19 protein-coding genes are annotated in these 18,992 nt (G+C 67.7%); 7 read left to right on the top strand and 12 right to left on the bottom strand.

All coding sequences use genetic code 11. The annotated features are described in order from the left end of the window. Window positions 1-422 precede the first annotated feature (422 nt). The 3 genes from A3ES_RS0128785 to A3ES_RS0128795 form a co-directional block, all read right to left on the bottom strand. Window positions 423-887 carry a DUF3040 domain-containing protein gene (locus tag A3ES_RS0128785; protein ID WP_237745083.1) on the bottom strand — a complete coding sequence of 155 codons (465 nt, stop codon included), beginning with the start codon at window positions 885-887 and terminating at the stop codon, window positions 423-425. Between the two features lie 240 nt (window positions 888-1,127). Then, window positions 1,128-1,874: a methyltransferase domain-containing protein gene (locus tag A3ES_RS0128790; protein WP_020390312.1), complete on the bottom strand. Its 747-nt coding sequence runs from the start codon at window positions 1,872-1,874 to the stop codon at window positions 1,128-1,130. A 136-nt stretch (window positions 1,875-2,010) separates the two neighbouring features. Beyond that, window positions 2,011-2,958, bottom strand: coding sequence for an aminoglycoside phosphotransferase family protein (locus A3ES_RS0128795; RefSeq protein ID WP_157630795.1), 948 nt, complete (start codon window positions 2,956-2,958; stop codon window positions 2,011-2,013). A 717-nt stretch (window positions 2,959-3,675) separates the two neighbouring features. Here A3ES_RS0128795 and A3ES_RS0128805 point away from each other — a divergent pair. Further along, complete coding sequence (locus tag A3ES_RS0128805) at window positions 3,676-4,947, top strand: cytochrome P450 (protein ID WP_026163296.1); 1,272 nt, start codon at window positions 3,676-3,678, stop codon at window positions 4,945-4,947. A gap of 25 nt (window positions 4,948-4,972) precedes the next feature. On the opposite strand, the gene A3ES_RS0128810 is transcribed toward A3ES_RS0128805, so the two are convergent. From A3ES_RS0128810 to A3ES_RS0128840, 7 genes are all read right to left on the bottom strand, one after another. Beyond that, entirely contained in the window at window positions 4,973-5,491 is a 519-nt protein-coding gene (locus A3ES_RS0128810; RefSeq protein WP_020390316.1) for a MauE/DoxX family redox-associated membrane protein, read from the bottom strand. Continuing rightward, window positions 5,475-5,912, bottom strand: coding sequence for a S26 family signal peptidase (locus tag A3ES_RS0128815; protein ID WP_020390317.1), 438 nt, complete (start codon window positions 5,910-5,912; stop codon window positions 5,475-5,477). The genes A3ES_RS0128810 and A3ES_RS0128815 overlap by 17 nt, the downstream gene beginning before the upstream one ends. Next, a complete protein-coding gene (locus tag A3ES_RS0128820) occupies window positions 5,909-7,714 on the bottom strand; it encodes an ABC transporter ATP-binding protein (RefSeq protein ID WP_020390318.1) in 1,806 nt (601 codons plus the stop codon). The genes A3ES_RS0128815 and A3ES_RS0128820 overlap by 4 nt, the downstream gene beginning before the upstream one ends. Further along, window positions 7,711-8,259 (bottom strand): TlpA family protein disulfide reductase, encoded by a 549-nt coding sequence (locus A3ES_RS51665; RefSeq protein ID WP_020390319.1) that lies wholly within the window; start codon window positions 8,257-8,259, stop codon window positions 7,711-7,713. Before A3ES_RS51665 ends, A3ES_RS0128820 begins: the two co-directional genes overlap by 4 nt. 8 nt (window positions 8,260-8,267) lie before the next feature. Then, window positions 8,268-8,480, bottom strand: coding sequence for a hypothetical protein (locus tag A3ES_RS0128830; protein ID WP_020390320.1), 213 nt, complete (start codon window positions 8,478-8,480; stop codon window positions 8,268-8,270). A 178-nt stretch (window positions 8,481-8,658) separates the two neighbouring features. Continuing rightward, complete coding sequence (locus tag A3ES_RS0128835) at window positions 8,659-9,132, bottom strand: SAV_6107 family HEPN domain-containing protein (protein WP_020390321.1); 474 nt, start codon at window positions 9,130-9,132, stop codon at window positions 8,659-8,661. Then, window positions 9,129-9,488 (bottom strand): DUF6504 family protein, encoded by a 360-nt coding sequence (locus tag A3ES_RS0128840; protein ID WP_020390322.1) that lies wholly within the window; start codon window positions 9,486-9,488, stop codon window positions 9,129-9,131. Before A3ES_RS0128840 ends, A3ES_RS0128835 begins: the two co-directional genes overlap by 4 nt. Window positions 9,489-9,837: 349 nt before the next feature. Here A3ES_RS0128840 and A3ES_RS0128845 point away from each other — a divergent pair, with 349 nt between their 5' ends. The 3 genes from A3ES_RS0128845 to A3ES_RS0128855 all read left to right on the top strand — a co-directional run bounded on the left by A3ES_RS0128845 (window position 9,838) and on the right by A3ES_RS0128855 (window position 11,519). Beyond that, complete coding sequence (locus A3ES_RS0128845) at window positions 9,838-10,449, top strand: DM13 domain-containing protein (protein ID WP_020390323.1); 612 nt, start codon at window positions 9,838-9,840, stop codon at window positions 10,447-10,449. 220 nt (window positions 10,450-10,669) lie between these two features. Then, window positions 10,670-11,140 (top strand): YbaK/EbsC family protein, encoded by a 471-nt coding sequence (locus tag A3ES_RS0128850; RefSeq protein WP_020390324.1) that lies wholly within the window; start codon window positions 10,670-10,672, stop codon window positions 11,138-11,140. 94 nt (window positions 11,141-11,234) lie between these two features. After that, complete coding sequence (locus A3ES_RS0128855) at window positions 11,235-11,519, top strand: DUF1905 domain-containing protein (protein WP_020390325.1); 285 nt, start codon at window positions 11,235-11,237, stop codon at window positions 11,517-11,519. Window positions 11,520-11,571: 52 nt separating this feature from the next. On the opposite strand, the gene A3ES_RS0128860 is transcribed toward A3ES_RS0128855, so the two are convergent. After that, window positions 11,572-13,503 carry an N-acetylmuramoyl-L-alanine amidase gene (locus tag A3ES_RS0128860; RefSeq protein ID WP_020390326.1) on the bottom strand — a complete coding sequence of 644 codons (1,932 nt, stop codon included), beginning with the start codon at window positions 13,501-13,503 and terminating at the stop codon, window positions 11,572-11,574. A 172-nt stretch (window positions 13,504-13,675) separates the two neighbouring features. On the opposite strand from A3ES_RS0128860, the gene A3ES_RS0128865 reads away from it, so the two are divergent. The 3 genes from A3ES_RS0128865 (at window position 13,676) to A3ES_RS0128875 (ending at window position 17,909) form a co-directional block, all read left to right on the top strand. After that, window positions 13,676-14,287, top strand: a complete 612-nt coding sequence (locus A3ES_RS0128865) for a DUF4126 domain-containing protein (RefSeq protein ID WP_020390327.1) — start codon at window positions 13,676-13,678, stop codon at window positions 14,285-14,287. After that, window positions 14,287-15,594 (top strand): phytoene desaturase family protein, encoded by a 1,308-nt coding sequence (locus A3ES_RS0128870; RefSeq protein WP_020390328.1) that lies wholly within the window; start codon window positions 14,287-14,289, stop codon window positions 15,592-15,594. Before A3ES_RS0128865 ends, A3ES_RS0128870 begins: the two co-directional genes overlap by 1 nt. 86 nt (window positions 15,595-15,680) lie before the next feature. Next, complete coding sequence (locus A3ES_RS0128875; RefSeq protein WP_020390329.1) at window positions 15,681-17,909, top strand: HelD family protein; 2,229 nt, start codon at window positions 15,681-15,683, stop codon at window positions 17,907-17,909. Window positions 17,910-18,460: 551 nt separating this feature from the next. Here A3ES_RS0128875 and A3ES_RS0128880 read toward each other — a convergent pair. Next, the gene (locus A3ES_RS0128880) at window positions 18,461-18,991 is read right to left on the bottom strand and encodes a SixA phosphatase family protein (protein WP_020390330.1); all 531 of its coding nucleotides are present in this window, start codon (window positions 18,989-18,991) and stop codon (window positions 18,461-18,463) included. Between the last annotated feature and the right edge of the window lies 1 nt (window position 18,992).

Genomic DNA, 18,992 nt, shown 5'->3' on the forward strand with positions numbered 1-18,992 from the left:
CCGCTGACCAGCCCATATCCACCGGGTTCGAGCTGGCAAGAAATCAAGAGGCGTAACGGCACCGGTTCCTCACGTATACCTTCCCGTCTCGTTCACCGGGCCCGACCCATCCGGCAGTGCCAGGCCGACCCGACTTTGTCGAGGCTGCTCCCNCCCTCCCGGCGACCCCCGGCTCAGGCTGCCCCCAACTTCACCCCACCGCTACGACGATGAAGCGACGGCGGTCTCTCACCTCCGTACGGACAAACAGCGCCTCGTGGCGCACTGACAGCGTTCTTACCGACACCCCTAGTCGCCTAGCCCTCCCCGCCAGACATCCCAGTGGTCGCCACACCGCCAGCCGACAACGCGCGTAGTACGCGAGTAATGCAGAACCACACCCGGCGCGGGGCGCGGGTGTGGTTCGGAGGTGGGTCAGGCGCTCAGAGGTCTTCGTCGCGGCGGCGTCGCCAGCGGTCTTCCATCCGCTCCATGAAGCTGCCGGACGAGTCGTGTTTGGTCCGGTGCCGTTTGGACTGCGGCGGAGGCGGCGGCAGGTCGTCGCTGTCGCTGGTGTTGCTGATCCGCTTCATGCTCAGCGCCGCGATGTAGAGGCAGGCGACCATCACGACGAAGCCGATCACTCCGATGATGGTGTTGGGGATGATCGCGCCGGTCATCAATATCGCGATGCCCAGCACAAATCCAACGCCGGCTAGAACTGCCCGGCGCTTGTAGTACAAGCGCACATTGGTCCCTCGCATGGCGGAAACAAACTTCGGGTCTTCCGCAGCGAGGGCGCGTTCGAGCTGCTCGAACTGGCGCTGCTCTTCTTCCGAGAGGGGCACCGTCGATCCCTCCATGGTGAGCGCGATCTCGATAGGCCGAGTCCAGTCTAGGCCGACCATGCGGTCCACGAAACCCTGACCGCCTGTCCCGCGCGTCACGGTCCGGCAACTCCGCCCTGTAACTGCCCTCCAAGCACCCGATTTCACCGTCCCGACCGCCTACTCCCCGGCGTGTCGCACCCGTTTGCGGACCAGGCAGACACACCGAGTAACCACGCCCAGAGACGTGGCTTCCTTCGCAGCCACCGACCCCTGCCCGGAAAGCCGTTCCCATGGCCCTCCGGGAAAATCCAGCGGCGATCAGCGGGTGGCGAGGATGTGGAGCTGCGGGGCCAACGCCCGGAACGCAGGGTGCTGACTGGCGGCTCGTTCGAGCTCGGCCAGCGCTTCGGGAGCTCCCGGCTCGGAGTCGACGAAGGCGGCCGGGACCAGATCAGCGAACGTACGTACGCCGTGCACGGTATGCACCATGAACCCGGCCTCTGCGAGCTGGGCGATGATGCCCGCCTCGTCGAACCGGCGCGGCATCGGGTCGTTCGGTCCCCAGCGTCCGTGCGCATCCTGCAGCGCGACGCGTGCTTCGGTGAGATGACCGGCCAGCGCCCGCGCCAGCACCACGGCGTTGCGCTGGGCAACCAACAGGCTCAGCACGCCGCCAGGCCGCAGTACGGATCCCATCGCCTGCAGAGCTTGGACCGGGTCGTCGACCACTTCGAGGACGCCGTGGCAGAGGACCGCGTCCGCACTCGACTCCCCCGCGATTTCGTGAAGCTCGGCGGCATCACCCTGTACGCCGCGGACGAGTTTGCTCACACCCTCGTCAGCCGCCCGCCGCTCCAGCGACGCGAGAGCGTCCGGGCTGGGGTCGACCACGGTCACGCGGTGCCCTTCGACAGCGAGCGGTACGGCGAATCCGCCGGTACCACCGCCGAGGTCGACGATGTCCAGGCCAGCTCCGGGATCGATACGCGCCCGGCCCGCAAGTGCCACTCGCAGAACCTCGGCGACCAGCGCCGTTCGCACCGAGCGCCGACGTCGGTCGACCATCCTGAAGCCCTCCTCGACTACAACACCACTCCGAGCCACACCCTACTTGCCAGCCACCCACCGACCTGACCACCACCGCCGTTTCCGCGCCGCTCGGATGCACGCAAGGGCGTTCAGCTGTGGCTAGAGAGTTGCTTCACGTGTAGCCAGAGAGTTGCCTGCCGAGGCGATCGATGGCTTCCTCGGCATCGTCGAGCATGACGACCGCACTCTCCGCCGAGCGTTCAGCAGTCGCGCCGACGAACATCGCATTGCTCACAGCAGTAGCCCAGGCCTCGCCAGTCGCCGCTTGCCACTCGTCCATCGCCGTGCCGGCCGCCACACCCCACGCTTCCTTGTACGCCGCGACACCGGCCGGTCCACCAGCCATCATCACGTCCAGCATGGCCGGCCCAACCCGAGCACTCCCCCAGTCGATCAACTGTGGAACCGCGGTCGCAGCTGGATCTGGGGACGGCGCGATGACGTTGTCGCCGTACACATCGCCGTGCAGAAGAGTCACCGGCAGTACCTCGAGGCCGACCCGCAACCGCTCATCCTCAGCAAACCGCGCGAGCAGACCGAGTGCCCGCTCGTGGACAGGATGAGGTGCCTGGCGAGCCGCGCGAGCGATGCAACTCGGAGCAAACCCGGTGAAGGTCGATCGAAGGAACTGCTCATCGACTCGCGGGAGCTGCGGTGGCAGCTCGTCAGTACGACCGAGATGCCGCAGGTGAAGGCGCGCGAGAGCGGCGTACACAGCAGGCGGCGGCTCAGTCATCCAGCCGATCGACTCACCCGGCTGGAAAGGCACGACAATCCAAGGGCCGTCGTCGTCCGTGCCGGAGTCGATCAACTGCGGGAAGACCGGATCCACGAGATCGAGGCTGCTCAGCGCAGCCACCTCACCAGGCATCGCCCGCTTGGCGACCACGTCGATCTCGTCGGCTCGCCCGGACTGTTCGTACCGCACCGAAACCCGTTCAACCACAGGCGCCGTCCCACCACCACTCAACGCCACCCGCCGCCCGACGCCAACCACCACCGCGTCATCACCCAGCCACCTCTGGAGTTCGCCGACGCGGACCGGCACGGACACACTCACCCGCCTGAGAGTAGTCCTCACCCGCCCACTCTCAACAGCAGTTTTCGCCGAGGCACCGGGCGCGGGAACTCGGCGAGCGCTGGGGGCGGGAAGCCTTCCCTCCCTCTTCGCGGAAACTAATTTGCGCCTGGCGACTAAAAGTTTCCGCCTAGTCGGCTGCCACGGTGGAGATGGAAACGTCCGTCTCGCCCGCGTCAGTTCGTACGACGCCCTCGGCTCACTCCTGATGTCACCCCTCGGCCTGATGCTCGCCGGCCCAGCCGTCGCCATCCCCGGCGCCCGCCCCGCAATGCTCGCCTGCGGCCTACTACTCGTCATCATCACGATGGCATCCCTGCTCTCCCCCGATGTGGACCAATGCCCTCGTGGCGAAGACGGTGGCGCACGCGGTGACGCCAGGATCCAAACTGCAGCGACAGGGACTTCCCGCCGGGCCTGACGCCGGGTTTGTCAAGCTGTGAAAGACGGCCTGGATCTGTGGCCGTGGCCGGTTGAGTGGGGCAATGATTTCCCGGATCTTTCAACGAGCTTCGGCTCTCGTCCACTGGAGGAACATCGTGGCCTACGTCCGGCACGTCACCGCTCGACTGCTCGGTACCACCCGCATGGGAGGCCTTTACTGGTACTGGGACATCTCGAACTGACCTTCGCACGGGGCGGGCCGTCCGGCCCGCCCCGGATTTCTCTAGGGAGAGTTCGTTGAAAGCCAAGACGAGGTTGCGTCCCCCCGGGCCGAAGGGGCGCCCGTTGGTAGGCAACACGATCGAGTACGACCAAGACCGGATGGGATTCCTGCGTCGCGCTCGCGCGGAGTACGGCGATGTCTTCTCCTTCGACGACCGAACGATCGTGGTGTTCGAGCCCGATCTGGTGCACGAACTCCTGGCGAGGACGAACGGTGACTTCTCCAGCGAGAGCTCGCCGGTCGCGAGCCGGTTCGATGCCGAGCGCAGCGCCGAGGACGCCCGGCTGTGGATGGCTGCCCGCCGGGCGGGCTGGCGCGGCCTCAACCGCGCATCGACCCAGGCGCATGCGTCCCGCCTGGGAGCCCTCTTCGAGCAAACGGTCGAGGAGTCACTCGGCCGTCCTGTGGACGTTCTGTCAATGATGAAGTCCTTCTCGGGCCGGGCGACCGCCGACTTCTGCCTCGGTCATGACGCGGTCGGCATACCGGAGGTCGTGGAGGAGAACACGGCGGCACTCGCGCCACTGGCGGGCAGCTCACAACTCTTTCCAGAGTGGCTGCCGTCGAGGAAGATCGCACGCTTCCGCCGGGCCCGGGAGCAGACGCTCGACAGCATTACCGACAGGATCCGCCGCCGCTCGGCCGAACCCGCTCCCGAAGGGCCGCGCGACCTCCTCGATGTGCTGCTCGCGGTGCCTGACCTGACCGAGCTCCAAGTGCAGCGGCTGATCCGCGGAATCCTGCTGGCCGCGTACGGCGTACCGGCAGCGGCGATGACGTGGACAATCTGGACGTTGGCGGTCCGCCCCGATCTCTGGGACCGGGTCGCGAGCGAGGCAGCCACCTGGAACGGTCCGGGCATCCCGCCGATCGCCGCGTTGCCGCAGACCGAGGCAGTAGTGAAGGAGGTACTGCGTCTGTGGCCGCCCACTTGGCTGATGGGTCGCACCGCAATGCGCCCCACCGCGCTGGGAGAGTGGACGCTGCGGGCGGAGGACCAGGTGATGTTCAGTCCCTACCTGGTCCACCGTGACCCCCGTTGGTGGCCCGAGCCGAACGAAGCACTGCCGGAACGCTGGCTCGATCCGACGAGGACCCCGCGACGGCATTCCTACCTGCCCTTCGGTGCGGGCCCGCGCGTCTGCGTCGGGACGCAGCTGGGCATGCTCCAGCTGACGCTCACCACCTTCTGGCTCGCCCGGGGGTTTCGGGTGTCCGCCCCGGCCGCCGCCGAGTCCCGTCCGGAGTTCCACAACCTTCTGGTCCCCACGGATTTCACAGCCTCATTCCAGCGCGCACGGTAGCGAGGCCTCACCGGCGCGCGTTCGATCAACTGAACAGCTCGATGATCTCGTCGAGGAAGATCAGAAGGACGCCGCCGATCAGGCCGGCGAACGCGGCAAGTGCCCAGCCCGCAGTGGAGGGACTGCCACCCGGCAACGCGGTAAGCAGCCCGATGATGGCAATCAACAACAGCAGACCGTTGCGGACAAAGTGTCTTCGGGAGACTCTCCTGTCAGTCCCGCCGAAGCAGCGGCAGGTCGCGCCGGTGTCTCGCAGAACCGCACGGACAGTCCCCACCGTGAGCGGCACGAGCAGAAGCGCAGCCGCCCCGATCCCTGGAAGCGCCGAACCGATCAGGCCCGCCAGAGCAAGTAGCACCACGATGGCGACCTCTGCGCCGGTGACAAGTAACGCGACGCGCCGGGCGTACCCGGCGGGGATACCGAAGGCAGGTACAGAGGTCCTGAATCGGCGGAAGCTTTCGCGACTTCGGAGCTTACTGCTGGACGACGTCAGGAAGACGAGACCGAGAAGCACGGCCGCGGCACTAGTGAAGGCGGTCATCTCGAGCTCCGGGCATCTGTCGGACGGCAATCCCGACCACCGCGCGGCCGGGAAGATAGCCCAGCTGGCGGGAGTCCTGGCTGCGGGAAGCATTGTCCCCGAGGACGACGAGCCGGTCCGGCGGGACCAGATTGTCGCCGGCTGACCACAACCAACTCGGTGCGGGATCCCCCGGAACGGCGGCGGCGCGTTTCACCAGCCGCGTTCGATCGGTCGCGCTCCCGTCAGCCTCCAACTGGACCACGACGACAGCACCAGGCCGGACGGCGCTCAGCCCACTCCTGCGCACAAGCAGGCGGTCTCCAGACCAATAGGCCGGTTCCATGCTGTGGCCGCGGACGGTGACGATGAGAAATGCGCGGCGCAGCCAGATCAGCAAGGCGACAGACAGGCCGGCGAGCAGGACTGCGGCAATGGTCATCGGCCGGCCGAATCCGTCAGCTCGTATCCCGAGGCCTGCAGCCGAAACAGGTCCGCATACCGCCCGCCGGCCCTCATCAGCTCATCATGAGTCCCCTGCTCACCCACCACGCCGTCGTCCAGCACGACGATGAGATCGGCATCACGAACAGTACTGAGGCGATGGGAGATCAGGAGGCTGGTCGAATGCTCACGCTGCTGGCGAAGCCGGGAGTGGATCTCGTACTCCGCTTCGGCGTCGAGGCCGGAGCTGGGCTCATCGAGGATCATCAGGTCCCGGCGATCGCGCATGAAGGCACGGGCCAGTGCGATTCGCTGCCATTGGCCGCCGGACAGGAGTACGCCACTGCGGCTGCCGTCGGCGGAGATATCCAGAAAGGCCTTGGACAGCAGCGTGTCGTAGCCGTACTTCAGCTGGCCGACCGTCTCGTGAACGCCTGCGCGGACCGCTGCGGCGGCGATCGCCGGGGAATCGTCGAGCCGGCCGACATCGCCGATGCCGATATTCTCCAGCACGCTGAGATCGTAGGTCATGTAGTCCTGGAAGACCGCGCCGATCCGTGCTCGCAACTGCTCGACCGGCAACTCCTGCAGCGGGCGTCCGTCCCAGCAGATACTGCCGAGGCTCGGCTCGTGGAATCGGCACAGAAGCTTGACCAGGGTGGACTTCCCGGCGCCGTTCAGACCAACCAGCGCGACGGTCGCTCCGGATGGCACGGTCAGATTCAGGCCCTTGAGAATCCAGGGCTCGTCCGCACCGTAACGGAACCAGACATCGGTCAGCTGAATACCCTCGGCAAGCGGCGGAACCGGCGCCAGGCTGATGGGCTCCGAATCCGGTGACACCGCCGTGAGGTCCAGAAAGGTCTGGAAGACCACCAACGCCCGATGCGCCGTCCCGACGTGATTCACAGCAGCCTGGATCGCGCTCTGAACCCCGGCTACCGACGCGACCAGTACAGAGAGGTCGCCCACTGTGAGCCGCCCTTTGGTCACCAACCACACCGCCCAGGCCAACGCAGCCGTCGCGACACAGGCCGCCAGACAGACCAGAAGGCCATGGATCCGGCCTTCCCGGCGATCCTGCGCCGCTCTCCTGCGGTTACCCGTGTCGAGTTCGCTCAGCATCCGGCGACGGAACAGTTCGCCGGTGCCGAGCAACCGGATCTCCTTGGCGGCCTCGAGACTGGTGAGCAGGTGTGCATAGAACATCTCGCGACGATCGGTGGGAGCCAGGTGCCAAAGCATCGCGACATGCTCGCGGTTCAGACGGAGCTGGGCCAACAAGCCTGGTGCCGCGGCTGCCAGCACCAGGACCGCCAACGAGGTGTCGATGAACACCAGAGCGGCGAGGAAACCGCCCGCGGTGATGACTGCTTGACCTACTCCGATGGCATCGGCCACCAACGCTCCGGGCGCGGCGCCCTGCGCCATCCGGAGCTGGTCACGGAACCGCGGATCTTCCAGCCGGCCAAGTCCGGTGATCCGATTGGTTGCGAGGTACAACGCATCCATGGCAGCAAGCCTCAGTCTGCGATCGACCGAGGCTTGCACTATCTTGCCGAGCACCGGTGCGATGCCAACCGTCAGCCCAGCCAGTGCCAGGCCGGCGATCAGCCAGACCAGTTCGGACCAATGACCCTGATCGACCAACCGGTCGATCAGGGTCTTCGTCAACCACGCGGCGATCACCGGCAGCACCGCTGCGATTCCGGATGAGACCACCAAGCAGACCACCGAAGCCGGCGCCGCTTTCCAGGTCATTGCTGCGGCCGCCCGCAGTGAGCCGAACAGTTGTCTCACGATCCAGCGACAGCTTCAGCCTTGGGCCGGATGGCCGAAAGGTCCCACCCGCTGGCAACGACCTTGCCGGCCGCGTCGACCAGAGCCAGCGCCGGGTAACCGCTGACATCGAGGGCTTCGTGCATCGGGCCCCCTTTCTCCTCGACGATCACCTCGCCAACCTCGCTCAGCGCCTCGACCAGCCGATCTGTAGCGAAGCCCGCGCCAACCGCGACGGCGAGAACCGAGCCGGGGAAGGTCGCCGCATGCTCGGTGAACTGCGGCAGCCTCTCCTCGCAGGCACCGCAGTTCGCGGAGAAGAACCCGATCAGGCGTAGCCCTGTTGGCTCCTCGAGGTTGATGACGCGTCCAGACTCGGCGGTAGCAGCGAACTCTCCGACCGCGGAACCCGCGGGCAGGATCAACTCGGGTGAGCCGATCCCGCCGAGCGATGCCGTCAGTTGCTCCGTGTGGACCCGCAGACGCCGGATGACGCCGATCGTCAGTACAAGATTCAGAGCTGCCAGCAGGCCGATCATGACGACGGCGGCGCTGAGAAGTTCCACTACTGACCTCAGCAGTACTTGTAGAAGCCGCAAGACCCGTAGCTGATGGAACAGTCGGGCCTCGTGTAGACGTACCGCCAGTACTCGACCTTGGCATCGCAGAAGCAGTATTTGTAGTACGGGTCGGGAGGACATCCGGCGCTAACGTCGGCCTTCGGCACGAACCGATCCAGGAAGGCATCCGCGACTCGTTCGACGAGCTGCGTTGCGCTGTTGCTCATACTGGTACTCCTTTTCGTTGGCCTGGCGCAACAGTTGCAGTTCGCTCTGTCCTCTCGCTGTCGTTGCCCTGTCGCGGGTGGTGCGACTCAGAGCGCGCTGGGTGACCTGGCCGACGCGACGCATGGGTGAGCGCCCGCAGATCGGGGCTGCGGGCGCTCGGTGGGTGTGGAGGCTGGGTTAGCTTGCCTGCATCCAGGGTTGGGCTAGGACTGATTGGGGGTCGGTGGATCTGGGGAGGACGGGCTGGGTGGTGAGGTGGAGGCTGGATTCGACCAGGGCGTAGAAGGTTTCGACGGCTTGCACCAGGTCGTCGGCCTCGCGGGGAGTGACGGCTCGCTCCAGGCCTGCTTCGGCGGCGGCGCGTTGGGCGGCGCCCGCGGCGAAGTAAGTGGCCCATTCGCCGAACTCGGGGGCTACCTCGGACAACAGCACCCACGCGTTGCGCTGGACCCGGCGGCGCGCACCTGAGCGGACCGGGCGGGCTCGGACGGCGAGCACCGCGGCGGCGACTCGGAGGGCGGCCACGTGGGCGCTCGAGTAGCGGAGCAGGTGGTCGTCGGCCTCGTACGCCTCGGTGAGCGCGGTACGAGCCCGGGAAAGATCGCGGCTGGCCGAACCAGCGGCCGCCGGTGAAACCGGTGAAACTGTCATCGGTCCGTCACCCTCTCCAGTTGCCAGCGTCCGGAGTCCGGGTCGTGCGCGAGATCGAACATCTCCCGCCGGCCGTGCCGGCCGCACCCCGCCTCCACTCGGTAGACCGCCCGCTGCGGCCCCCAATCTGCATCCAACACACCGACGGCCGCGGATGATCCCGCGACGGCCGTCGCTGCCGCCGCGCCGACGCCGGAACCGATCACGCCGCGCTCCCACCAGGCCGCCGTCTCCACCCACTGGGCTTCGACCGAGCAGACCCGCCACAACCGCCCACGCCACAGGAACTGCTGTGGAGTCTCGATGCCGTCCACGTCGCCTGAACGCACCTCAACGGCTTCGTCGAACTCCCACATGCTGCATCGCCTCCTGTGTGCGAACTTCTTCCCCTGGTCAGCGGCCCGGTGGGTGGGCGCCAGGTGGGGGTCGAGGTCCACCTCGGCGCCCGGCCCACCGGGACCACCGGTTTCCGATGCGGCCGCAACTCCGCACCGGAGTCCTTCAGTTGCTCCGATCGCCCGCGCCCGGCCTCCCGACGAGTCCGGCGCTGCGGCAATCGAACATCTGTTCGAACACTGGAAGGGTAACCCTGCCCGCCGACAATCGTCAACGGGCCGTAATCGCCGGGCGGCCCGCGGCGCGGACTCGGAGGTCCAGACTGAATTCGTCGCCCGGACCGGCCGGACGACGGACTGGAGACGACCGATGCCGAGAATCCGCCGCCGCACCCTGATCGCCGCCACGGCGGCGGCCGCCGTCGTGGTCACAGCCGTCGCGCTGCCGCTCTTCCAGCCCTGGCGGCTCTTCACCGGCAAGGTGGTCGACGAAGCGCTGCCTGGCGCCGATCCGATCTCCATGACCACATCCTCTTCGGCGGCACCGACAATTTCCGGCGATGGCACCCGGCCCACCGCGAAGACCCCAACCGTGACCCCACCCGTGACCCCACCAGTGACCCCGGCCGCCGGCCCTCAGCGGCTGGCCACCGGCCGCTTCATCACCCATGAGCACGACACCGAAGGCACCGCGTCGATCCTCCAGCTCGCCGACGGCTCCCGGGTACTCCGCCTGGAAGGCCTCCGCACCTCCGACGGCCCCGACCTCAAGGTCTGGCTCAGCGACGCCAAGGTCGTCGCGGGCAAGGCCGGCTGGCACACCTTCGACGACGGCAAGTACCGCAACCTCGGCAACCTCAAAGGAAACGAGGGCAACCAGAACTACGCGATCCCGCCGGACGTCGACCCGGCCATCCTCCGCAGCGTCTCGATCTGGTGCGACCGCTTCAACGTCTCCTTCGGCGCCGCCGCGCTCGCCTGACAGAACCAGATGTGGCCGGCCGGCCCTGACGCCCACGAGGTCGACCACGTCACCAGGGCGATCGACCAGGGCCTGCCTGCGCAGTACCGCGGGTACGCGCTGACGACGGCGTACCGGAAGGTCGCGGTCAGGTACAACGCGCTGAAGCTGACCGAGCCTGTCGATCCGGAACCACGCCCGTACTTAACTGATCAGCATCTACCAGAAGTAGGGTTCGCCCGTGAGTACTCATCCCAATGTCCAGCGGGTCGCCGACGCTCTGGCGGCGGCCGGCGCCACCGGTGAGATCAAGATCCTCGACGACGCGGTACCGACGGCGGCCGCCGCTGCCGCCGAGCTCGGCTGCGAGGTCGGCGCGATCGCGAACAGCCTGATCTTCGACGGCGACGGCTCCCCCGTGCTGATCCTGACGTCCGGCGCCCATCGGGTGGACACCGCGAAGGTCGCCACCGAGCTGGGCATCGGCAAGCTCCGCCGGGCGACGCCGGAGTTCGTGAAGGAGCACACCGGCCAGTCGATCGGCGGCGTCGCACCGGTCGGTCATCCGCACCCGGTGCAAACACTGGTCGACACCACTCTCGACCAGTACGCCGTGGTCTGGGCGGCCGCCGGCATTCCGCACTCCGTCTTCCCGACCACGTACGCCGAACTCCTCAAGCTGACCAACGGAACGCCGGTCACCGTCAACTAAAAGAAGCCGGACCGATGAGTCCGGCGCCGAGCGGGAGTCTCATCTGGTGACTGGGCCGACAGCGGCTCGGCAGCCGACGGATGGGAGCCCGCAGATGGCTACGGAGCAGGGACCGCTCGACCACGAGTTCACCGCGGTACTGGAGAAGGACGGGGCCTTCGCCACCTTCCTCACGGTGCCCGGTTCGGCCGAGTTGCTGGGGACCAGACGAGCGGTGAAGGTGAGTGGGACGATCGAGGGCCAGTCGTTCGACGCCACTTTGATGCCTTCAGGCAACGGGCCGCACTGGTTGCCAGTGCGTGCCGCCATCTGCCAGCAGATCGGCAAGAGCCAGGCGGGCGAGCAAGTACGGGTGCGCCTCACCCAACGGCACACCTGAAGCAACGAAGCCGTCCAGCAGACACACTGGACGGCTTCGTTGAAGGGCGCGGTTAGTGGGCTAGCTTCAGGTCGACGTCAGCCGCGCGGACGTAGGCCATCCGGTGGCCGAACCAGATCTGGTAGTAGCGGTCCTTGCCGAGTACCTGCACGTGGTCCGTCGGTGGCTGGCCGGCGAACATGACGGCGCGGTAGTAGTCCGTTTCGATGTCCGCGTCGCCGACCGGGTAGGCCTGGCCCGTGCCGATCGAGTACTGCAGCGGCGTCACGGTCTGATACGGAATGCCCGCCGGGTAAGCGGCCTGCTCGGGGTAGGCCCGTCCGTAGACCGGCACCGACGTCTTGCCCGCCTTCGGCTTCACCACGAGGCCCGGCTTGGCAAACGCGTCAGGAGCACCGGCAGGGCTCTTGAACCAAGCCTTCGCGCCCAGCCACCAGACAGCCACCCAGTCGCCCGAGCGCTCAGCCACCACGTACTTCGAACCAGCGGCCGCCCGCGCACCGATGTCCGAGACCTGCGTGGTGCTGTCGGCGCCGTTCGGCCGGAGCCCCAGGTCCTTGACCAGCGGAGCGGCGTCGTCCGGAGCCTGCCGGAGGTAGACGAAGTTCGAGCCCTGCGGCGTGCAGGTCGTCCCGGCGCCGCTGCAGTTGGTGATGACCTGCATGTTGTCGGCGAAGCCCGGCTTCACCGTGACGATCGTGCCGGCCTTCACCGGGAACACGCTGTGCCCGTAGATCGGCGCGCCCAACAGGTCGAAGTAGCGCTCCCAGTCCCAGTACGGTCCCGGATCCCAGTGCATCCCCTTCACGTTCGCCGGGATGGTGCCGGGCACCTGGTCGTGGCCGATGATGTGCGCCCGATCGAGCGGGATGTCGTTCTTCTGGGCGAGGTAGCGGACCAGCTTGGCCGAGTTGCGGTAGAGCGCCTCGGTGTACCAGGTCGCGCCCTGGGCGGCGAAGCCCTCGTGCTCGATCCCGACGCTGTGCATGTTCACGTACCAGTTGCCCGCGTGCCAGGCGACGTCCTTGGAGTTCACGTGCTGCCAGACGTGGCCGTCGGACGAGCGCATCGTGTACTGCCAGGACACGTAGTTCGGGTCCTGCACCAGGTTCAGCGTGCCTTGCCAACCGCCCTCGGTGTCGTGGATGACGATGTAGTCGATCTTGCCCGTCTTGGGCCGGTTCGCGAGGTCATGGTTGCCGTAGTCCCCGGGCGTGGTGCCGGTGCTCTCGTACGGCGCCGGCAGCGACTCACAAGCGAGCGAAGCCGGGCACTGGACGGCATCAGCGGCCGCAGCAGCTCGGCCGGCTGGCAGTGCGGTCTTGGCCAGCTGAGACTTGTCCGGCGTCACCTTCAGCGGCGGCATGACGAGTTGCTGGCCAGTGTTCGTAGTACGGGCTGCGCCGCGAGCCAGGATCGCGTAGACATCGTCGGCAAAGGCAGAGGCGCTAGTACGGTCCGCTGCTCCGGCGTACGTGCTCACTGCGCCGTACCAGGAAGCGGGAGAGGTCGCGGCACCCACAGGCAGGTTCAGTGACCGCTGATAGGAAGCCAGTAGCGCAGCGCCGCCGGCGATGTTGGCAGCTGTGTCATTGCGCAGGGCAACGGGGTCGAGGCCGGTCAGGTCCGATGCCTTGTACAACGTCCGCAGCGAGTCGGGCTTGGCCAGCTTCTGGCCAGTGGAGCGGTCCACCAGCGTGCCGGCAGCGACAGCCGTCAGGTGCATCGGCCCGAAGCCGCCCGACGTGCTCGACTTGCCCTGGTGGTCGTCCCACCGGGTCTCGGCATAGGACACAGCCATCAACACGGACTCCGGTACGCCGTACTGGGCAGCGGCGGAGCGGAATGCCTCAGCGGCGGCAGTAGACGCGGGGCCCGGCGTGGCAGCGGTCGCCGCGTGTTCACCACCTGACGACACGCCGGTCACGGTTATGGGCAGCGCAACCGCTACCAGTGCGGCGAGAATCTTCGGACGACGACGCATGTTGTTCTCCCTGAACCTGAGGGGATACCGGTCACGCAGACCGGCAGCCTGTTCACTTTGGGTCGCGGAGATCCGGATGTCAACGGTTAACCAAACTTGGAGTCAGAAGGTTCGATTCTGACGGCAAGTGAGGTCCCCATGGGGTAACGACACAGGGTTACGGAGCAAGGCGATGGAAGCGTTGCCGTTGGCGTTCACGACGGGCTGGGCGAGCGGTATCAACGCCTATGCGTGCGTGCTGATCCTCGGACTGCTCGGCCGTTTCGCGGACGTCGACGAGATCCCGGACTCCCTCACCGGCAACGCCGTCCTGATCGCGGCCGGCGCCCTGTTCGCCTTCGAGTTCGTCGCCGACAAGATCCCGTACATCGACTCGGCCTGGGACGCGATCTCCACGGTGATCCGGCCGACCGTCGGCGCGATCCTCGCCGCGCTGCTGTCCGGCGAGGCGAGCACCCTGAACCAGGCGGTGATCGCCACCACCGGCGGCGTGGTCGCCCTGGTCTCACACCTGGTGAAGTCGAGTCTGCGGCTCGCGATCAACACCTCGCCCGAGCCCGTTACCAACATCGCGGCCTCCTCCGGCGAGGACGTCGCCGTCGCCGGGGTCGTGACGCTGGCCGCGTTCCACCCCACGGCCGCCCTGATCATCGCCGCGATCCTGCTGCTGATCGGGCTGATCTCCGTGTACTTCGCGTTCCGCGCGATCCGCCGGGGATTCGCCAGGTTCCAGGCCTGGCGCGAGAAACGAAGCAATCCAGCAACTGGGAGCAGTGCAGTCTGATGGCCCGCGTGATCGTCATCGGGGCCGGACTGGCCGGTCTCGCCACCGCCGTACGGCTGGCCAAGCTCGGCCACCAAGTCACGATCTGCGAGAAGGACGACCGCCTGGGCGGTGCCCTCGGCCGGATCGAGGCCGACGGCTTCAGCTGGGACGCAGGAGCAGCCAGTACTACGCTGCCGGCCGCCCTGCGCGACCTGTTCCGCAAGAGCGGCCGGCCGATCGAGAGCCTGGCCCAGCTGGAGCCGATCACCGAGCCGCGGCGCCACCTGTTCGGTGACGGCTCAGTGCTCGACCTGCCGGTCGGGGATCGCGCCTCGCAGCTCGAAGCCTGGACACACCTCGCCGACGACAAGACGGCGCAGCAGTGGACGGCTCTGGTCGACAAGTACGGCGAGACCTGGCAGATCCTGCGCAAGTCCTCGCTGGAGCCGCCGTTGATGGACAAGCTGCCGCTCTCCGCGATCCGCGGCCTCAAGCCGTGGCAGTCGCTCGAGCGCACCGCGCAGCGCAGCCTCGACGACGACCGGGCGCGCGCAGTACTGCGGTACTACGCGACCCAGCACGGCTCTGACCCGAAGCTCACTCCCGGCTACGTCGGGGTGTGGGCCTACCTGGAGCGCACGTTCGGCCGGTGGACCATCCAGGGCGGGTTCGGAGTACTGGCCGATGCCCTGGCGCAGCGGGCGAGCGAGCGCAAGATCGACATCCACACCAGCACAGAGGTCGTCGGAGTGGACACGGCCCACGGCCAGGTGACGGGTGTCCGGCTGGCGGACGGCAAGACGCTGCCGGCCGAGATAGTGGTCAGTGACATCGACCCACGGGACCTCTACGGGCAGCTGGTCACCGATCCACAGGCCAAGAAGGTCCGCCGCAACGTCCTCTCCACACACCAGGCCCAGGCCGCGTACGTGGTTCACCTCGGCTTGCGAGAGCCGCTGGAGTCGCTGCCGTTCGAGACCGTGCTGCACGGCAGTCCGACGGTAGTGGTCCGCACGGGCGGACAGGCACCGGCCGGACACCAGGCGTGGTCAGTACTGGTCCACGGCTACCCCACTGACGACGTACTGGACCTACTGGTGGCTCGAGGCCTGCACATCCGGGACAAGGTCGTCTCCCGGCAGACCTCTCCCTCGTGGTGGGCCGGAGTGGCCTGGGAGGGCTACAAGACAGCCAAGCGGCGGGCAGCCAACATCTCCCCCATCAAGGGCCTGTACTGCGTTGGCGCGGGCGCGCATCCCGGTGTCGGAGTACCGGCGACGACCCTCGGCGCGGCCGTCGTGGCGGACGCCGTCGGCAAGGCTTGATCGCGGCGCACTAAGATTGATCGTTCATGTGTTCCGTGTCGGGGCCGACTCGATGATGAGCAGGCCCGGCAGTAGAGAGGACCCCGGTGGATCAATCCCCCACGTCGACCGACCTGGAGAACGTCGAGCGCACTGAGCTCGAGGCCGAACAGCAGCACGTCGACCGGGTCTACACCCGGGTCGCCGAAGCCGCCCGGTCAGCGTCCCGGATCGCGGTCGAAGGGCACCAGCGCGGTCAGGCCCAGAACGTCGGCCGCGTCCGCGACGAGGAGCAGACCGGCCTCTACGAGCGCGATGTGCTGGTGTTCGCCGCGGCGCGCAGGATCGCCGAGCTGGACGCCGAGCACGAAGGCCTGGTCTTCGGCCGGCTCGACTCGGACCAGGGCGACGACACCGACGTCGCCGCTTCCGCAGCGGGCCTGGAGAAGCTGTACGTCGGCCGGATCGGCGTCCGCGACTCCGAGTACGAGCCGCTGGTGATCGACTGGCGCGCCCCGGCCGCCGAGCCGTTCTACCGCGCCACTGCGACCGACCGGCTGAAGGTCGTCCGGCGGCGCGTACTGCGCAACAAGGGCCCGCGGATCGCCGGCCTCGAAGACGACTTGCTAGCGCCCGAGCGCGCTCCCGCCGACCTGCCGGTACTCGGCGAAGGCGCCCTGATGGCGTCCCTGTCCCGGGCTCGCGGTCACACGATGCGCGACATCGTCGCCACCATCCAGGCCGAGCAGGACGAGGCGATCCGGGCACCTGCCCGTGGCGTCACCGTCATCGGCGGCGGCCCCGGCACCGGCAAGACGGTCGTGGCGCTGCATCGTGCGGCATACCTCCTGTACTCCGACCGCAGGCGGTTCGAGCGCGGCGGCGTCCTGGTGGTCGGCCCGTCGGCCGCATTCATGGCCTACATCGAGCGGGTCCTCCCGAGCCTCGGTGAGAACACCGTGTCGCTAAGGGCCGTCGGCGAGCTCGTCGACGGCGTACGGGCGACTGCTGTCGACGAGGCTGACGTTGCCGCGATCAAGGGCTCCCTGCGGATGCGTGGCCTGCTCTCGCGGGCAGCACGCGATCGGGTGCCCGATGCGCCGACGAGCCTGCGAGTGTTCGTCAACGGCGCGACTGTCGAGCTGGACGCGAACCAGCTCGACAACATACGCCGCAACGCACTGCGCCGTACGCCGCGCAACCGGGCCGGTTCCGAAGCCCGCAAGGGCCTGGTGGCGGCACTGTGGCAGCGGTTCCCCGACGACCTCCGCAACGGCGTCTACGGCGACCGCGAGTCGTTCGGCGACATCGTCACGGATCTGCCCGCCTACAAGTCGTTCTACGCTGCCTGGTGGCCAGTACTCACGCCCGGCGCCGTACTGCGCTGGCTGGGCGACTCCCGCCGTGCCCAACGCTGGGCCCGTGGAGACTTCAGTCCGGCTGAGATCGACAAGCTGTCGGCTGCAGTACGCAGTACGCGAGAGTTCACCATCGCGGACGTCGCACTGCTCGACGAGTTGAGCACAGTGCTCGGCAGGGCGCCTGTGGTCGAGGCGGGCAAGGACGAGGAGTTCGACTGGCTTGAGGGGCTCTCGGACGGGGTCAACGAAGTACTGACCACGTCAGAGCGGCGTGCACGCGCAGCAGCAGCGGCAGACGCCGACGAGCCCGACGAGTACGCCCACGTGCTGGTGGACGAGGCGCAGGACCTCTCCCCCATGCAGTGGCGCATGGTGACGCGCCGCGGCCCGCAGGCCAGCTGGACGATCGTGGGCGACCCTGCCCAGAGTTCCTGGCCCGACCCGGCCGAGGCTCGCGCTGCGATGGACTCGATGCTGTCGCACCTGCAGCGGCACACCTTCCGGCTCTCGACGAACTACCGGAACTCGGCGGAGATCTACGCCTTCGCCGGCCAGGTGATCCGTCAGCAGATCCCAGACGCCGACCTGCCGAACGCAGTACGCCGTACTGGCGTGGAGCCGGAGCACCGGACGTTCGACGCGGGCAAGGTGGCCGAGGCAGCTGCCGACGCGGCCGGCGAGCTACTCCAGCTGGTCGAGGGCACCGTCGGAGTCATCGTCCCGCCCAAGCTCCGTCCCGCGATCGACTCGGTGCTCGCAGAGCTCGGTGACGCCCGCGTGGTGGCCCTGAGCCCACTGGACTCCAAGGGCCTCGAGTACGACGCCGTAATAGTCGTCGAGCCCGACCGAATCGTCAGCGACACATTGGGCGGCGTCCGAGCCCTGTACGTAGTCCTGACCCGAGCCACTCAGCGGATGATCACCATCAACAGCACGACCAACTGGCTGCCGCCCGCGTCTCCTGACCAGGTCTAGCCGCAAGGCCGGTTAATCGGGGTGGATGGCGAGCGGCGTCCAGCATGATGTACGAGATGGCAGCCGACCCCGATCCTCACCATGCCTGCGATCCCGCGCCACCCCCTGTGATCATTCGCCCCCTTTTCGCCCGAGTCGCCGGTTGGGGAGGATTTTCGCTGGACCCGCGGAGGATTTTGCCCCCGTCCGGGGACATTTCCCTCCCCATCCGGCCAGGGGTGATCGACCGTGGGCACGGGCCGGGCGGCGTTCGGCGGCTAGGGCGCCTGACCGGTGCACAAGGTGCCCGGAGCGGGGCAAGAGGGGGCGAATGATCAGGTGCTGTCGGGCTGGCGCGGACCGAAATGGCAGACACGAGACCTCGTACACCACTCTGCCGGGCGTCACGCCGAAGGGGGTGGCGCCGGCGAGATGCGTGAGGGCCCCCGGCGGGGAGGGACCGGATGCCCGCGCATACCCTCTCCGGGCAGCAAACGCTTCGCTCGGCGTGTCGGGGTGTCGGGGCCGCGGGGTGCGTGCGCAGCCGTCCGCGCATTGGTCTGGCTTTGGGGCTAGCCGCGAGGGATGACGTAGTCGACCAGGTCGGCGTCGTCTGGGGTGAGGTCGGCCCAGCGGCTGGTGTGGTGGAGGACTGTCAGGCCTGACGTCGGGTATTTCTGGGTGAGTTCGACGCGGTTCGGGCTGGTGCCGTCGAGGGCCAGCTCGTCCGCGAGCCACGGGATGCCCGGCGCATGGCCGACGATGACCACCGTCCGGAGGTCGGCCGGTACGTCGTGGATGACCTCGAGTAGCTCCTCCGTACCGGCGCTGTAGATCCGCCGGTCGTACCAGATGTCGGTGGCGATCGCGCCGGCCTCGGCGGCGTACTGCCAGGTCTCCCTGGTCCGCATCGACGGCGAGCACAGGACGAGCTCGGCTTCGATGCCTTGGGCAACTAGATACCGGCCGGCCGCGGCGGCATCCGCCTGGCCGCGGGCGGCGAGTGGCCGCTCGAGGTCGGGCATCGATTCGGGCGGCACCGCTTTCGCATGCCGGAGCAGGACCAGAGTGCGGTCGATCAGCAGATCGGACGGGTCAGCCATC

It is taken from the genome of Kribbella catacumbae DSM 19601, from assembly GCF_000372465.1.
GTDB lineage: Bacteria > Actinomycetota > Actinomycetes > Propionibacteriales > Kribbellaceae > Kribbella > Kribbella catacumbae.

Excerpts from the sequence above, each read along its gene's own strand:
- A3ES_RS0128815 (WP_020390317.1), bottom strand. The coding sequence starts at position 5,912 with ATGACCATTGCCGCAGTCCTGCTCGCCGGCCTGTCTGTCGCCTTGCTG.
- A3ES_RS0128840 (WP_020390322.1), bottom strand. The coding sequence starts at position 9,488 with ATGTGGGAGTTCGACGAAGCCGTTGAGGTGCGTTCAGGCGACGTGGAC.
- A3ES_RS0128865 (WP_020390327.1), top strand. The coding sequence starts at position 13,676 with ATGGAAGCGTTGCCGTTGGCGTTCACGACGGGCTGGGCGAGCGGTATC.
- A3ES_RS0128790 (WP_020390312.1), bottom strand. The coding sequence starts at position 1,874 with ATGGTCGACCGACGTCGGCGCTCGGTGCGAACGGCGCTGGTCGCCGAG.
- A3ES_RS0128785 (WP_237745083.1), bottom strand. The coding sequence starts at position 887 with ATGGTCGGCCTAGACTGGACTCGGCCTATCGAGATCGCGCTCACCATG.
- A3ES_RS0128855 (WP_020390325.1), top strand. The coding sequence starts at position 11,235 with ATGGCTACGGAGCAGGGACCGCTCGACCACGAGTTCACCGCGGTACTG.
- A3ES_RS0128880 (WP_020390330.1), bottom strand. The coding sequence starts at position 18,991 with ATGGCTGACCCGTCCGATCTGCTGATCGACCGCACTCTGGTCCTGCTC.
- A3ES_RS0128870 (WP_020390328.1), top strand. The coding sequence starts at position 14,287 with ATGGCCCGCGTGATCGTCATCGGGGCCGGACTGGCCGGTCTCGCCACC.
- A3ES_RS0128830 (WP_020390320.1), bottom strand. The coding sequence starts at position 8,480 with ATGAGCAACAGCGCAACGCAGCTCGTCGAACGAGTCGCGGATGCCTTC.
- A3ES_RS0128860 (WP_020390326.1), bottom strand. The coding sequence starts at position 13,503 with ATGCGTCGTCGTCCGAAGATTCTCGCCGCACTGGTAGCGGTTGCGCTG.
- A3ES_RS0128835 (WP_020390321.1), bottom strand. The coding sequence starts at position 9,132 with ATGACAGTTTCACCGGTTTCACCGGCGGCCGCTGGTTCGGCCAGCCGC.
- A3ES_RS0128845 (WP_020390323.1), top strand. The coding sequence starts at position 9,838 with ATGCCGAGAATCCGCCGCCGCACCCTGATCGCCGCCACGGCGGCGGCC.
- A3ES_RS0128810 (WP_020390316.1), bottom strand. The coding sequence starts at position 5,491 with ATGACCGCCTTCACTAGTGCCGCGGCCGTGCTTCTCGGTCTCGTCTTC.